We start from the raw sequence: 13,668 nt of genomic DNA, 5'->3' as shown, positions 1-13,668 counted from the left end.
AAAGTCTATCAACTTTTCTGGAAAACGCTTTAACTCGCCCGCACCAGCCTGCGGACATCCGCCTCGAGCTGACGGGTCAGAGTCTTGCGATCGGTGGCGGCATCGCAGGCCAGGGCATCGCCCCAGCTCACCACGGCATCGATTGGCGGGCCGGAGAGAATGCCGACGAGATGCGGTGCCAGATCCATGTCGCCGATCCAGGCGACTTCCTTCATGGCGCCGCGGCCGATCGGCAGCCCGCCGCGCTTGGCATAGCGCAGGGCGAGCGGCTGGACATAGGCCGCCGCCTCGCCGCCATCCAGCGCCTCGCGCGCGGCCCCCACCAAGGCGGAACGGAAGGGCAGGACGTGCACGCCGTCTCCAGTGGTGCCTTCGCCGAACAGCACCATGGCATCCCCGGCCTTCAGCCGGGCCCCGATGGCGGCAGTGGCATGGCCGGTCTTGTGGCGGCGTTCGCGCTCGATGAAGACCGAGCGCTGCAGCCGGGCGAACAGGCCGATCACCGGCCAGCCGCGCACCTCGCTCTTGGCGATGAAGGACAAGGGCGCCAGGGCGCCCAGCACCACGATGTCGAGCCAGGAGACATGGTTGGCGACGATCAGCAGCGGCCGCTGCCGGGCCTGGGTGCCGTTGACGGCAACCCGGACGCCGATGATGGCGAGCACGCTGCGATGAAAGAACACCGGCAGGCGGCGGGCCAGCGCCCAGTCGCGCCTCACCGCCAGCCATTGCAGCGGGATCAGGGGCATGGCCAGCAGGGCGACGGCGGCAATACGGCAGATCGCCTTGAGGCGCATGGGAGAAGCATCCGGAAAAATCGGAGCCTTCATAAGCGAAAGAGCGGCCGGAGGGCAAATGAGGCCTTTCCGGGTGCGCGGACGTCCCGTCCGCTTTTCCTTACATTAAGGTGCAGTGCTCCGAAGAGCGGACGGGACGTCCGCGCACCCGGGGGTTACTCCGCCGCGGTCATCAGGCCGGGCTTCTTCTCGGCGGCGATGGCGGGCTCGCCCGGCGCGGGCGGCCTGACGTCGTGCTGCTCGGGCTCGGGCAGGACGTCGTCGGTGCGCGCCGGCAGGTCCTCCGGCTTGCGTGCGAACCAGCTGGCGACACGGTCGAGGGAGAGATAGACCACCGGCGTGATGTAGAGGGTGAGCAGCTGCGAGACGATCAGGCCGCCCACCACGGTGACGCCGAGCGGCCGGCGCAGCTCGGCGCCGGCGCCATGGCCGAGGGCGATCGGCAGCGCGCCGAGAATGGCGGCGAGCGAGGTCATCATGATCGGGCGGAAACGCAGCACCGCCGCCTCGACGATGGCCTCCTTGGCCGGCAGGCCGGCGGCCCGGCGCTGCACGGCGAAATCCACCATCATGATGGCGTTCTTCTTGACGATGCCGATCAGCATGATCAGGCCGATCATGGCGATGATGGAGAGGTCCATCGAGAACAGCTGCAGCGTCAGCAGGGCGCCGATACCGGCCGTCGGCAGGCCCGACAGGATGGTGATCGGGTGGATGAAGCTCTCATAGAGAATGCCGAGCAGGATATAGACCACCAGCACCGCGGCGAAGAGCAGCAGCGGCATGCTGGCGAGCGAATCCTGGAACTGCTGGGCGGTACCCTGGAACTGGGTGGCGATCGTCTTGGGAATGTCGAGCTCCGCCGTCGCCTGCTGGATGGCGTCCACCGCCTGGCTGAGTGCGACGCCGGGCTGGAGGTTGAAGGAGATCGTCACCGAGGGCAGCTGGCCGATATGGGAGAGCGAGACCGCCGACGGCTTCTGCTCGATGCGCGCCACGCTGTCGAGCGGGATCAGCACCCCCGAGCTCGAGCGGACATTGAGCTTGCGCATCAGGTCCTGGGGCGAGCTATAGGCCTGGCTCGCCTCCAGGATCACTTCATAGGTATTTTCCGGCGCATAAATGGTCGAGACCTGGCTGGTGCCATAGGCCGAGTAGAGCGCAGAGCGGATCTGGTCGACGGTGACACCGAGCTTGGCGGCATTGTCGCGATCGATCGAGACGACGGCATCGCGCGCCTTGATCTGCAGGTCGGAATTGACGCCGGTGATACCCGGAATCTGGGCCATGCGGGCTTGCAGCTTCTGGGCATTGGCGCGCAGTTCGTCGACGTCGGGCGACATCAGGGCGTATTGATACTGGCTGCGCGAACGGGTGGCGCCGATATTGATCGACTGCACCGCCTGGAAATAGGTGTTGATGCCAGGCACCTTCGCCGCTTCCTGGGCGAGGCGCTTGATCACCACGTCGATCGGATCCGTGCGGGCCGGCTTGTCGCGCAGCTGAATGTTCATGCTGCCGGAGCTGATCTGGCTGGTCGCCCCGCCGCCGATGCTCGACAGGATGGCGACGACATCGGGATCCTTGCGCAATTCGGTGACGACGGCCTGCTGGCGCGCCATCATCGCCTCGAAGGAAACGTCGTCGGGTCCCACGGTCGAGACGGAAACGAAGCCCATATCCTCCTGCGGGAAGAAGCCCTTGGGGATATTGACGAAGAGGATCGCGGTCACGACGAAGGTCGCCGCCGTGACGGTGAGCATGAAGCCGGGCGAATTAACGGCCCAGCGCACCGTGAGGGCATAGCCCCTGGTCAGCCAGTTGAAACCGGCTTCGAACAGCCGCAGCAGCAGCCCCGGGCGCTTTTCCTCGGAATGCTCCTTGATCAGGCGCGAGCACAGCATCGGCGTCAGCGTCAGCGAAACCACGCCGGAGATCAGGATGGCGATGGCCATCACATAGCCGAACTCGGAGAACATCCGCCCGATGATGCCGCCCATGAAGATCACCGGGATGAACACGGCGATCAGCGACAGCGTCATCGACAGAATGGTGAAGCCGACCTCGCGCGAGCCGATCAGGGCCGCCGCAAAGGGTTTCTGCCCCAGTTCGACATGGCGGACGATGTTCTCCAGCATGACGATGGCATCGTCGACCACGAAGCCGACGCACAGCGTCAAGGCGAGCAGCGAGATGTTGTCGATCGAAAAACCGAGCACATACATGCCCGCGAAGGTGCCGATCAGCGAGATCGGCAGGGCGATGGCCGGGATCAGCGTTGCCCGCGCGCTGCGCAGGAAGAAGTAGATCACGATCACGACCAGCAGGATCGACAGGCCCAGCGTGAACTCGACATCCTCCACTGCCGCGCGGATCGGCACGGAACGGTCCATCAGCGTGTCGAGACTGACGCCGACCGGCAGGCTTTCCCGGATCTTGGGCAGCGTGTTCTTGACCGCGTCGACCACGGCGACGGTATTGGCGTCGGGCTGGCGCTGGATGGCGATGATGATGCCGCGGGTGTCGTTGCGCCAAGCCGCGGTCTTGTCGTTCTCGACGCTGTCGATGGCGCGGGCAACATCCTGCAGCAGCACCGGGGCGCCGTTCTTGGAAGACACCACGATCGGCATGTAGCCCTTGGCATAGCGGATCGGACCGGTGGCATCGAGGATGAGGTTGCGGCCGTTATTGCTGGTCGAACCGACGGGCGTATTGGAATTGGCGGCGGCGACGGCCTTCTGCAGGTCGTCGAGGGTGAGGCCGCGCGCGGTGAGCTGGTCGAGATCGGCCTCCACCCGCACGGCATATTGCTGCGATCCCCAGATATTGACCTGGGCGACGCCCGGCAGCGTCGCCAGCAACGGCTGGATGTTGGACTGCGCGAAGCGGTCGATGTCGGATGTGCGCGCCTGGTCCGAGGTCAGCGCCATGAAGATCACCGGCTGGTCGGCCGGATTGACCTTCCTGAAGCTCGGCGGCGTGGTCATCTCGGTGGGCAGCTGGCGCTGCGCCGTGGCGATGGCGGCCTGCACGTCCAGCGCCGCACCGTCGACATTGCGATTGAGATCGAACTGCAGGACGATCTGCGTCGAGCCCAGATAGGAGGTCGACGACATCGTGGAGATGCCGGAAATCGCCGAGAACTGCTTCTCGAGAATGGCGGCCACCGAGGAAGCCATGGTTTCCGGGCTCGCGCCCGGCAGGGTGGCGGTCACCGAAATCGTCGGATAGTCGACGCGCGGCACGGCCGCCACCGGCAATTGCCGGTAGCCGAACCAGCCGGCCGCAATGAAGGAGACCATCAACAGGATGGTCATGACCGGGCGGCGGATGCACAATTCCGAAAGCAACGGCTTGTCTCCCGGCTTCAGCTTTTGGCACTGGTATTGGCGGCGGTGCTCTCCTTGGCCCCCGCATTGATGGCGACCGGCGCACCGTCGACCAGGCGCAAAACCCCGTCGACCACCACCTGTTCGCCGCTCTCGACGCCCTTGGTGATCACGGCATCGGCGCCGGCGACGCGCGCAACGGTCACGGACCGAAGCTCAGCCGTTTTACCATCTTTCACCACGAAGACGTAGCTTCCCTTTTGGCCGAGCTGGACGGCGGCATCGGGAACCACCACTTGCGGGCTGGCATTGGGCAGGACGACCTGCACGTTGACGAAGGCGCCGCCCCACAGGATTTCGTGCGGATTGGGGATGTCGGCCTTGACCATGATGGTGCCCGTGGCGGCATCGATGGCGTTCTCGACGAAGGACACCTGGCCGGTGAGCGTATTGCCGCCGGTGATGGCGTCGACGCGTACCGGTCCCTTCGCCATCGCCTCGCGCAGTTCGGCCAGGCGCGACTGCGGGATCGAGAAGGCCACCACGGCCGGGTCGAGTTGGTTCACGGTGGCGAGCGGCGCGGTGTCGGAGGTGCGCACCGTCGAGCCGGGCTTGACCGGGATCGAGCCGATGCGCCCGGGCACGGGTGCGCGGATCACGGTATAATCGAGCGTCACCTCGGCCGCTTCCAGCGAGGCCTGGTCTGCCTGAAGCTGCGCCTGCCCGACCTTGAGGGCGGTCGCGGCCGTATCGCGCGTGGTCGCCGCACCGGCATTGCGGGCGAGCAGGTCATTGGCGCGGGACAGGTCGATCTGGGCCTGGGCGATCTGGGCCTGGTCGCGCGCGATCTGGGCCTGGATCTGGGCGATCTGCGCCTTGATGGCGCGATCATCCAGGGTGAAAAGAATATCGTCCTGCTTGACCTCGGAACCCTCGGCGACACGGACGCTGGTGACCGCGGTGTTGTCGATCCGGGTGCGGATCTGGATGGAGGCATAGGGCGTAGCGGTGCCGACGGCATCGATCACCATCGGCATCTGCTTGGCGACCGCCTGGACGAGCACCACGGGCACCGGCGCGACGTTGCGCTGCGAAGACTTGCCTGCCCCGGCCGCCTGCGGCGCTTCGGGAGCATGCAGCGCATCGGAGAAGCCGGGAAGAGCGGCAATGAGAGTCTTGGAGGAAGGCACCGTCTGCACCAGCCACGGCACCAGTGTGGCACGCTGCCACCAGGCCAGGCCGACGACCAGCACGAGAACAAGCACGAAATTGAGAAGACGCTTCATCGAGCCGCCATCAGATCTTCATTAGGTCCGGGCAGGCGAGGCCTCCCCCTTTTTCACGACGATACCCCCCGCTGCCGATCATATCCGGAAACGGGTGTTGCGATGTATCAATGCGTACAAATTGCAGCGAGTATGTGAACGCATTGTTTCTCATCCGGCACAACGAGCCTCCGCGCGCACACGTTTTCGTGTATAGGAACCGAAATTTCGTGATCACGGTTCAGGCTGGCTCGGGCCCGCAACCAATAGTCTACAAGATTGATAGAAAGATATTGACCATAGCAATCAGCTTGCCTAATCGTCGCGGCTGAAAGGCCGGGAACCGGGCATTCCCCAAAGGTTTCGGCTGTCATGAGGTGTGAAATGGGTAAGTTCTGGAACAGGGCCGGCATCGCCATGATGGCCGCCGGCCTGTCGACCATGCTGGTGGTCGCGGCGCAGGCCGAAACGCCACCCGGCCTGCTGGTGGTCGGCCAGTCGATCGACGATGCCGTCAGCTTCGACCCGGCCGAGGGCTTCGAATTGACGACGGTGCAGGCCTTCAATGCCCTTTACCAGCGCCTGGTGCAGTCGAACCGCCAGGACGGCACTCGCATCGAGCCGGCGCTCGCCACTTCCTGGGAAGCCGGCAGCGACGGCAAGAGCCTGGTCTTCACCCTGGCCAAGGACGCCAAATTCGCCTCGGGCAACCCCGTGCGTCCTGAGGACGTGATCTTCTCCTTCTCGCGGGCGGTGAAGCTCAACAAGGCGCCCTCTTTTATCCTGGGCGAACTCGGCTGGACCGCGGAGAATGTCGACAAGTCCGTGACGAAGGCCGATGACGGCAAGGTCAAGCTGAGCTGGCAGGCCGATGTCGGCCCGGCCTTCGTGCTCGCCATCCTGACCGCGCCGATCGCCTCCATCGCCGACGAAGCCACGGTCTCTCCCCAGGCCGCCAATGGCGATTTCGGCAATGGCTGGCTGAAGTCGCACTCGGCCGGCAGCGGCGCCTTCAAGATCAACACCTATACCGCTCATGAAGCGCTGGTACTGGATGCCAACCCGACCTCGCCGGGTGGCGCGCCCAAGCTGCAGGGTGTGATCCTGCGTAACGTGCCTGATGCGGCCGCCCGCCGTCTGCTGATCGAGCAGGGCGACATCGACATCGCCCGTGGCCTGGGCGCCGACCAGATCGATGCGCTCAAGAAGGAGGGCAAGCTCAACGTGCTCGCCATCCCCTCGGCCCGCTCGGACTATCTCCTGATCAACAGCAAGGCCAATGCCGCCCTCGGCAATCCCGCCTTCTGGGAGGCAGCCCGCTATCTCGTCGACTATGAGGGCATCGCCAAGAACCTGCTGCGTGGCCAGTCGCAGGTGCACCAGGCCTTCCTGCCCACCGGCTTCCCCGGCGCGCTGAACGACAATCCCTACAAGCTCGATGTCGAGAAGGCCAAGAAGATCCTGGCCGATGCCGGCATCGGCCCGACCAAGATCGCCTTCCCCGTCTTCAACGAAGAGCCCTATCTGCAGATCGCGCAGTCCCTGCAGCAGACTTTCGGCCAGGCCGGCCTCACGCTCGACATCCAGCCGGGTGTCGCCAGCGACATCTACAACAAGGGCCGCTCGGGCCAGTATGAATTCACGCTGCGCTACTGGATCCCCGACTATTTCGACCCGCATTCCAATGCCAGCGCCTTCGCGATCAACCGCGACAACAAGCACAACACCATCGCCAAGCAGGCGGGCTGGGTGATCCCGGAACTCAGCGACAAGACGGCCGCCGCCGTGAAAGAACAGGATCCGGCCAAGCGTGCCGCCCTCTATGAGGACCTGCAGCGCAAGCTCCAGAAGAGCTCACCCTATGTGCTGATGTTCCAGGGCAGCGACCAGGTGGTGCTCGGCAAGGCCGTCAAGGGCTATGCCCAGGGCCTCAACGCAGACCAGGTTTATTACGACCAGGTCGAGAAGTGACTTGATGTCTCGTTCCAATCGTCGAGATTGGGACAAGACGGCCTTCTCCCTCGTGGCGCCGGGGCTTCGCATTCACGCCACTTCCAGGACTGACGATGCAAGCTGATGAAACGCCGGGCGCCAGGCCCTTCTTCCGCCCGGTGCTCAGGGTACTGCGCTGGCTGCTGTCCGTCGTTCTGACGCTGTTCGGCCTGATCGTCGTCACCTTCATCCTGACCAGGCTCTCCAGCATCGATCCCGCCCTGCAGCAGGTCGGCGATCACGCCAGCCAGTCGAGCTACGAGGCCGCACGTCGCGAACTCGGGCTCGACCAGCCGCTGGTGATGCAGTTCCTGCGCTATCTCGGCCATGTCGTCCAAGGCGATCTCGGCATGGCCACGTCGACGGGCCAGCCGGTCCGCTCCGACATCCTGCGTACCTTCACCGCGACGCTCGAACTGGCCACCGCCGCGGCGCTGATCGGTGCCGTACTCGGCCTGGCGCTCGGCATCCTGGCGGCGCTGCGGCCGCGCGGCCTGGTCGACAACCTCGCTCGATTGTTATCGCTGATCGGCTATTCGACACCGATCTTCTGGCTCGGGCTGATCTTTCTGCTGCTGTTCTACGCCCGGCTGCACTGGGCGCCGGGACCGGGGCGCCTCGACATCGTGTTCCAATACACCATGAAGCCCATCACCGGCTTCGCGCTGATCGACGCCTGGCTCTCGGGAACACCTGGCGCTTTGCGCAGCGCCCTCGCCCATCTCGTCCTGCCGACGGCGGTGCTGGCCCTCTATGCGATGGCCGGCATTTCGAGGCTGACGCGCGCCGCCATTCTCGAACAGCTTTCCAAGGAATATGTGCTCACCGCCCGCGCCAAGGGAGCCAGCCCCCTGCGGGTGGTGCTGGTCCATATCCTGCCCAATGTGGCCGGCACGCTGATCACCGTGATCGCCCTCGCCTATGCCAGCCTGCTCGAGGGTGCGGTGCTCACCGAGACGGTGTTCGCCTGGCCCGGCATCGGACGCTATCTCACCGTCGCCATGTTCGCCGGCGACACCGCCGCCATCCTCGGCTCGACGCTGGCGATCGGCATGGCCTTCGTTTTGCTCAACAGCCTCACCGACCTGATCGTCACCCGCGTCGATCCGACTGCCCTGGCGGAGCGCGGATGATGGCATCCCCTGCAATCTCGGCATTGCGCCGTTCGCCATCCGCCCTGATCGGGGCGAGTGTGCTCGTCCTGCTCGTCTTCATGGCGCTGGCGGCCCCGCTGATCGCCCCCTACGATCCCAACCTGCAGGACAGCGCCATCCGTCTCGCCGCCCCGTCCTGGCAGCACTGGCTCGGCACGGACGGCTTCGGGCGCGACCTGCTTTCGCGCCTGATCTACGGCGCGCAGCCGACCCTGCTGCTGATCGTCCTGGTCACCGTGCTGATGGCTCCGCTCGGCGTGGCGGTCGGGCTGCTCGCCGGCTTCTTCGGCGGCCTCACCGAGCGGGTGCTGATGCGCCTGACCGATATCGTGATGTCCTTCCCGCGCCTGGTGCTGGCCTTCGCCTTCGTCGCCATTCTCGGTCCAGGCCTGGTCAATGGTGCCCTCGCTCTGGCCCTGACGAGCTGGCCGGCCTATGCCCGGCTCGCCAGGGTGGAAACATCGGCGCTCGCCCGCAGCGATTATCTCGCCGCCGCGTCCATGGTCGGCATCAGGGGGCCGCGCCTGCTTCTCGGCCATGTGCTGCCGCTCGTGCTGCCCTCGGCCATCATCCGGCTGGCGCTCGACCTCGCCGGCATCATCCTGGCCGCGGCAGGCCTGGGTTTCCTCGGCCTCGGCGTGCGTCCGCCCATGGCCGAATGGGGCTCGATGGTGGCCGACGGCACCAAGGTGATCTTCGACCAGTGGTGGATCGCCGCCGCGCCGGGCCTTGCCATCTTCGTCACCAGCCTCGCTTTGAACCTGCTGGGGGATGGGCTGCGCGACATCTTGGATCCGCGCCATGACTGATACCCTGCTGCAGGTCGAGGATCTGGTGGTCGAGACCAAGGACAAGACCGCTGGAAACGTGGAAAGCGGCGAAGCGATACCCCGCCGACTCGTGCATGGCATTTCCTTTACGGTCGGGCGCGAGAAAGTGGCGATCGTCGGCGAATCCGGTTCGGGCAAGTCGCTGACCGCCCGGGCGATCATGGGCCTGCTGCCGACCAGCCTCGCGGCGCGGACAGCCGGGTTGCGGCTGGGCGAGACCGACCTCGCCGGCCTCGATGCGCGAGGCTGGCAACGCCTGCGCGGCCGGCGCATCGGCCTGGTGCTGCAGGATCCGAAATTCTCGCTCAATCCGGCTCACCGTGTCGGTCGCCAGGTGGAGGAGCCCCTGCTGCTGCATCATCGCCTGCCCAAGGCCGAGCGGCGGCGAAAGGCTCTCGCCATGCTCGCCCAGGTCGGGCTCGACGATCCCGAGCGGGTCTATGCCAGCCTGCCGGCCGAACTCTCCGGCGGCATGGGCCAGCGCGTGATGATCGCCGCCATGCTGATCGGTGAACCGGACTTGCTGATCGCCGACGAACCGACTTCCGCGCTCGACCATGTCGTGCGCGATCAGATCCTCGGATTGCTGGAACGCCTGGCGCGCGAACGCGGCATGGGCCTGCTGCTGATCAGCCATGATCTGCAGCAGGTTTCCCGCTTCGCCGACCGCGTCCTGGTGATGCGCCAGGGCTCGATCGTCGACGCCCTCCCGGCCAGTGAACTCGCCCAGGCAAGCCACCCCTATACGCGCGGCCTGTGGCAGGCGCGGCCCTCAGCAGCGACCTACGGCACCCGCCTGCCGACTCCCGATACGCCACAAGCGCCTTACCCGGGGGATGCACCCCCATGACGGCGTTGTCGATCGACAATCTGGAGGTCAGCTTCCAGCGTCGCGGCCGCAGCTTTACCGCCGTGCGCGGCGTGAGCTTTGCCGTGGAGCCCGGCGAGACCTTCGGGCTGGTCGGCCCGTCGGGCTGCGGCAAAAGCACGGTGCTGCGCGTCCTTGCCGGCCTGAACCTGAACTGGCAGGGCACGATCTCGGTATTCGGGCATTCCCTGCAGCCGGGACGCGCCATCGAGGGCGCCCTGAGGCGCGACATCCAGATGGTGTTCCAGGATCCCTATGCCTCGCTGCATCCGCGTCACGCCATTGCGCGCGTGCTCGGCGAACCGCTGGAGATAAGAGGAGAGACCGATATTGCCGGCCGTGTCAGGGCCAGCCTCGCCGATGTCGGCCTCGCCGCCGAGATCGCCGGGCGCTACCCGCACCAACTGTCCGGCGGCCAGCGCCAGCGCGTGGCGATCGCCCGGGCCCTGCTGCTCGAGCCTCGCCTGCTGCTGCTCGACGAGCCTACCTCGGCACTCGACATTTCGGTGCAGGCCGGCATCCTCAATCTGCTCAACGACCTCAAGCGGCGCCATGGCATGACATTGGTGCTGGTGAGCCACGACCCCGACGTGATCGGCCATATGTGCGACAGGGCAGCGCGCATGGCGGGCGGCCGGATCGAGGCGCTGCTCGACCGCCGCGATCTCGCACGCGGCTGAAGTCCCCGGCCTGGAATCAATGCGGCTGTTGGCATGAAATCTACTTCTTGTCTTCGAGGATCCTGAAATCATCGAGGCAGGCTTTGCGTTCGATGTCCGGCTTCGACAGACAAGCCGTGAGCTGCTTCCCGCGCAGTTCGAAAGCGGAACGCACGCAAGCACGCCCCAGCACCGGCGGAATGCCGCCGACTGCGCCGAGCGGACAGGTTCCCTGCACGAAGGCGAGCCATCGACGCTGGCTTTCGACCAGAAGCTTCCTGTCCGGCTCGCCCGCCATGGTCTTCCTTGCATTTTCGTAGATGGCGGCGAGCCTGATGTCCGCCTGCCCGAGGTCCGTATCGGCGCAGATGGCGATTTCCAGCGGCGTGGAGGGTTTGTCGCAATCGAAACTCGCCCGCTGGCCCGGATCGGCCGCATCGGCTGCGCCGTCGGCCGTCTCGGCAAGGCAGTCGATGCTGATGCCCGCCTCACCGCAACCGTCGAGCAGGGCAAAGCGCTTCTCGAAGGCGCCACGGGCACAGGCAAGGCTCTTGGCGGAAACAAGGCTCTTGGCGGAAAATGGCCTGCTGCCATCAACAAGATCGCATTTTCGGGCGACGCGATCGAGCCAGCGACGCTGATCGGCAATGAGGGCGCCGCGCGTCTCCGGATCGGCCTTCAGGCTCGCGACTGCCTCGCCATAGCTCTGGGCCAGGACGAGATCGGCTTGCCCCAATTTCCGGTCGGAACAAATCGCCTTCTCCAGCGCCGTCACCGCCTCGCCGCAGTTGAAGCTGGCGCGGCCGAGCGGCTCGCGGGCGGTGTTCGGATCGGCAAAGCGCGCCGCGACCTCGCTCTGGCAGGTCGCGGCCATCGACATATAGAGCGTACCCTGCTGACCGGCATAGCGGTAGGCGCAGAGCTGCATGCGATCGCCATAGTCGATCTGATCCGCCTTGGAGAGTTGCGGGTAAAACTCCTTTTCGCAGATGGAGACGACGATGGCGCTGAAGCTGGTATCGGCGCTGGAGCCCCACCGGCATTCGCGCAACAGCGCCGTCGCCGCCTTGCAGCTCTTCTGCTCCCGCAGCAGATTTTCGAGGCCCTCTATACCGGATTCCCCTGGTTTGGCGCAGGAATTGTCCTGCCCCAAGGCCGGCTGCGCGGCCACAAGCAGGATCGAAAGGATCAGAAAACCAAAATAGCGCATCGCGCACCCTCTCAAAGGGGAATAGCGAGAGGCTATAGGAGGCCGGGCCTGTCCGGCCATCGCCTTTGACCGGCGTTATCGGCACAAAACCGGCGGATCCATGCCGAAATGTACGGATGATTCGAGGCTGAAGCTCAGCCCAGGATCGGATGGCCCTTGAGGGTGTTGCTGACGGTGCAGATCCGTTCCGCGTCGGCAATGATCGCCGCCTTCGTCGCCTCGTCGAAATCGCCCGTCACCTCGATCGCGATATGGAAACGTTCGATGCGCGAGGGTTCGTCCGCCGCCTTCTCGCCCTTGACCTCGGCCCGCACCTCGCCGAGCCGGTCGAGCACGCCGAGATTGCTGGCAGCAATGCGGGCACTCAGCACGAGGCAGGCCGAAAGCGAGGCATAGAGCAGGTCGAGCGGATTGAAGCCGGCCTCCGACGGGCGGGTGACCACGCCGATTTCCCCGCCCGTGGCCGACGTCACCACCGGCTGTCCCAGGCGGGGCAGCACGGCCGTCGCCCCCGTCTGCCTCGGTTTCACTTTTGCAACCGACATGCCGTTCTCCCTTATGGCCCAAGCAGGTAAATTCCCGCTTTCGGCGGGAAGATCCGGCCCGCTCCGGCCGCTTCCTGTCCACGGCGCCGGCAGCGCGTGTCCGCCTTTCGGTCACGGTGCCACCAAATTACCACTCTAGCCTGGGCGACGCCCGTAGCGCGTGGCCACAGGCACCCACCCCATTGCTCATGCTTCTTCATCCAACAGGCCGGAGACGTTTTCAATGACCATGACCGTACTAACCCGCCGCACCCTTCTCGCCACCGCGACCGGCGCCGCCTTGGCCGCCGGCGCCAAACTGACCCCTGCCCTTGCCGCTGCCTCGGCATCGACAGATCCGAAGGGGCCTGCCGAATTGCCGCCGCTTCCCTATGAGGCCGCAGCGCTGGCACCGACGATCGATGCCGAGACCATGACGCTGCATCACGACAAGCACCACCAGGCCTATGTCAGCAATTTCAACACGGCTCTGAAACAGGAACCCTCGCTGGCGGACCTGACCTATCCCGATATCCTGGCCGGCCTGGACAAGGTGCCGCAGAGCGTCCGCCAGGCGGTGCGCAACAATCTCGGCGGCCATGTCAACCACACCATGTTCTGGCAGATCATGGGCGCCAAGGGCGGCGAGCCCGCAGGCGAAGTGCTCGCCGCCATCGAGCGTGATTTCGGTGGTGTCGCCAAGCTGCAGGAAGCCTTCGGTGCCGCCGGGGCCAAGGTCTTCGGTTCGGGCTGGGTGTTCGTCACCGTGACGAGCGAGGGCAAGCTCGCCCTCGACAGCAAACCCAACCAGGATACGCCGCTGATGGACGGCAAGCGCGTGCTGTTCGGCAACGACGTCTGGGAGCATGCCTATTACCTGACCTACCGCAACCGCCGGCCCGATTATCTCAAGGCGTGGTGGAAGGTGGTCGACTGGCGCAAGATCGGCGAACGCTATGCGCTCGCCAAGCAGGGCAAGCTGGTGATCTGACGTCCGTGGCGGGCACGGGACGGCCGGCAACAAAAAGCCCTCCCCGCAC

General features: G+C 65.6%; 11 protein-coding genes. 6 read left to right on the top strand and 5 right to left on the bottom strand.

Annotated elements, in window-relative coordinates:
- Window positions 1-29: 29 nt before the first annotated feature.
- From olsA to ACIGJE_RS06070, 3 genes are all read right to left on the bottom strand, one after another.
- A complete protein-coding gene (gene olsA / locus ACIGJE_RS06080; RefSeq protein ID WP_415082572.1) occupies window positions 30-797 on the bottom strand; it encodes a lyso-ornithine lipid O-acyltransferase in 768 nt (255 codons plus the stop codon).
- 155 nt (window positions 798-952) lie between these two features.
- Window positions 953-4,147, bottom strand: coding sequence for an efflux RND transporter permease subunit (locus tag ACIGJE_RS06075; protein WP_311937840.1), 3,195 nt, complete (start codon window positions 4,145-4,147; stop codon window positions 953-955).
- A 17-nt stretch (window positions 4,148-4,164) separates the two neighbouring features.
- Entirely contained in the window at window positions 4,165-5,412 is a 1,248-nt protein-coding gene (locus ACIGJE_RS06070; RefSeq protein WP_367623845.1) for an efflux RND transporter periplasmic adaptor subunit, read from the bottom strand.
- A gap of 363 nt (window positions 5,413-5,775) precedes the next feature.
- Here ACIGJE_RS06070 and ACIGJE_RS06065 point away from each other — a divergent pair, with 363 nt between their 5' ends.
- From ACIGJE_RS06065 to ACIGJE_RS06045, 5 genes are all read left to right on the top strand, one after another.
- Window positions 5,776-7,362, top strand: coding sequence for an ABC transporter substrate-binding protein (locus ACIGJE_RS06065; RefSeq protein ID WP_483679562.1), 1,587 nt, complete (start codon window positions 5,776-5,778; stop codon window positions 7,360-7,362).
- A 95-nt stretch (window positions 7,363-7,457) separates the two neighbouring features.
- Window positions 7,458-8,516 (top strand): ABC transporter permease, encoded by a 1,059-nt coding sequence (locus ACIGJE_RS06060; protein WP_367623844.1) that lies wholly within the window; start codon window positions 7,458-7,460, stop codon window positions 8,514-8,516.
- On the top strand, window positions 8,513-9,346 hold the full coding sequence (locus ACIGJE_RS06055) for an ABC transporter permease (RefSeq protein WP_415082569.1): 834 nt from the start codon (window positions 8,513-8,515) through the stop codon (window positions 9,344-9,346). Before ACIGJE_RS06060 ends, ACIGJE_RS06055 begins: the two co-directional genes overlap by 4 nt.
- A complete protein-coding gene (locus ACIGJE_RS06050; RefSeq protein WP_415082567.1) occupies window positions 9,339-10,217 on the top strand; it encodes an ATP-binding cassette domain-containing protein in 879 nt (292 codons plus the stop codon). Before ACIGJE_RS06055 ends, ACIGJE_RS06050 begins: the two co-directional genes overlap by 8 nt.
- On the top strand, window positions 10,214-10,915 hold the full coding sequence (locus ACIGJE_RS06045) for an ABC transporter ATP-binding protein (RefSeq protein ID WP_415082565.1): 702 nt from the start codon (window positions 10,214-10,216) through the stop codon (window positions 10,913-10,915). Before ACIGJE_RS06050 ends, ACIGJE_RS06045 begins: the two co-directional genes overlap by 4 nt.
- Window positions 10,916-10,955: 40 nt before the next feature.
- Here the strand turns inward: ACIGJE_RS06045 and ACIGJE_RS06040 are convergent, their stop codons facing one another.
- A complete protein-coding gene (locus tag ACIGJE_RS06040) occupies window positions 10,956-12,104 on the bottom strand; it encodes a lysozyme inhibitor LprI family protein (protein ID WP_415082563.1) in 1,149 nt (382 codons plus the stop codon).
- Between the two features lie 134 nt (window positions 12,105-12,238).
- On the bottom strand, window positions 12,239-12,649 hold the full coding sequence (locus ACIGJE_RS06035) for an OsmC family protein (RefSeq protein ID WP_415082561.1): 411 nt from the start codon (window positions 12,647-12,649) through the stop codon (window positions 12,239-12,241).
- Window positions 12,650-12,878: 229 nt separating this feature from the next.
- Between ACIGJE_RS06035 and ACIGJE_RS06030 the strand changes: the two genes are divergently transcribed.
- Entirely contained in the window at window positions 12,879-13,619 is a 741-nt protein-coding gene (locus ACIGJE_RS06030) for a superoxide dismutase (RefSeq protein WP_311938007.1), read from the top strand.
- Window positions 13,620-13,668 lie beyond the last annotated feature (49 nt).

This window comes from Labrys sp. E2SS-1L, from assembly GCF_057073705.1.
The sequence above is the reverse complement of the archived record's forward strand: the minus strand, read 5'-3'. Positions and strand labels throughout refer to the sequence as shown.

Coding starts and splice junctions, on each gene's coding strand:
- olsA (WP_415082572.1), bottom strand. CDS start 797: ATGCGCCTCAAGGCGATCTGCCGTATTGCCGCCGTCGCCCTGCTGGCC.
- ACIGJE_RS06070 (WP_367623845.1), bottom strand. CDS start 5,412: ATGAAGCGTCTTCTCAATTTCGTGCTTGTTCTCGTGCTGGTCGTCGGC.
- ACIGJE_RS06065 (WP_483679562.1), top strand. CDS start 5,776: ATGGGTAAGTTCTGGAACAGGGCCGGCATCGCCATGATGGCCGCCGGC.
- ACIGJE_RS06060 (WP_367623844.1), top strand. CDS start 7,458: ATGCAAGCTGATGAAACGCCGGGCGCCAGGCCCTTCTTCCGCCCGGTG.
- ACIGJE_RS06055 (WP_415082569.1), top strand. CDS start 8,513: ATGATGGCATCCCCTGCAATCTCGGCATTGCGCCGTTCGCCATCCGCC.
- ACIGJE_RS06050 (WP_415082567.1), top strand. CDS start 9,339: ATGACTGATACCCTGCTGCAGGTCGAGGATCTGGTGGTCGAGACCAAG.
- ACIGJE_RS06045 (WP_415082565.1), top strand. CDS start 10,214: ATGACGGCGTTGTCGATCGACAATCTGGAGGTCAGCTTCCAGCGTCGC.
- ACIGJE_RS06040 (WP_415082563.1), bottom strand. CDS start 12,104: ATGCGCTATTTTGGTTTTCTGATCCTTTCGATCCTGCTTGTGGCCGCG.
- ACIGJE_RS06035 (WP_415082561.1), bottom strand. CDS start 12,649: ATGTCGGTTGCAAAAGTGAAACCGAGGCAGACGGGGGCGACGGCCGTG.
- ACIGJE_RS06030 (WP_311938007.1), top strand. CDS start 12,879: ATGACCGTACTAACCCGCCGCACCCTTCTCGCCACCGCGACCGGCGCC.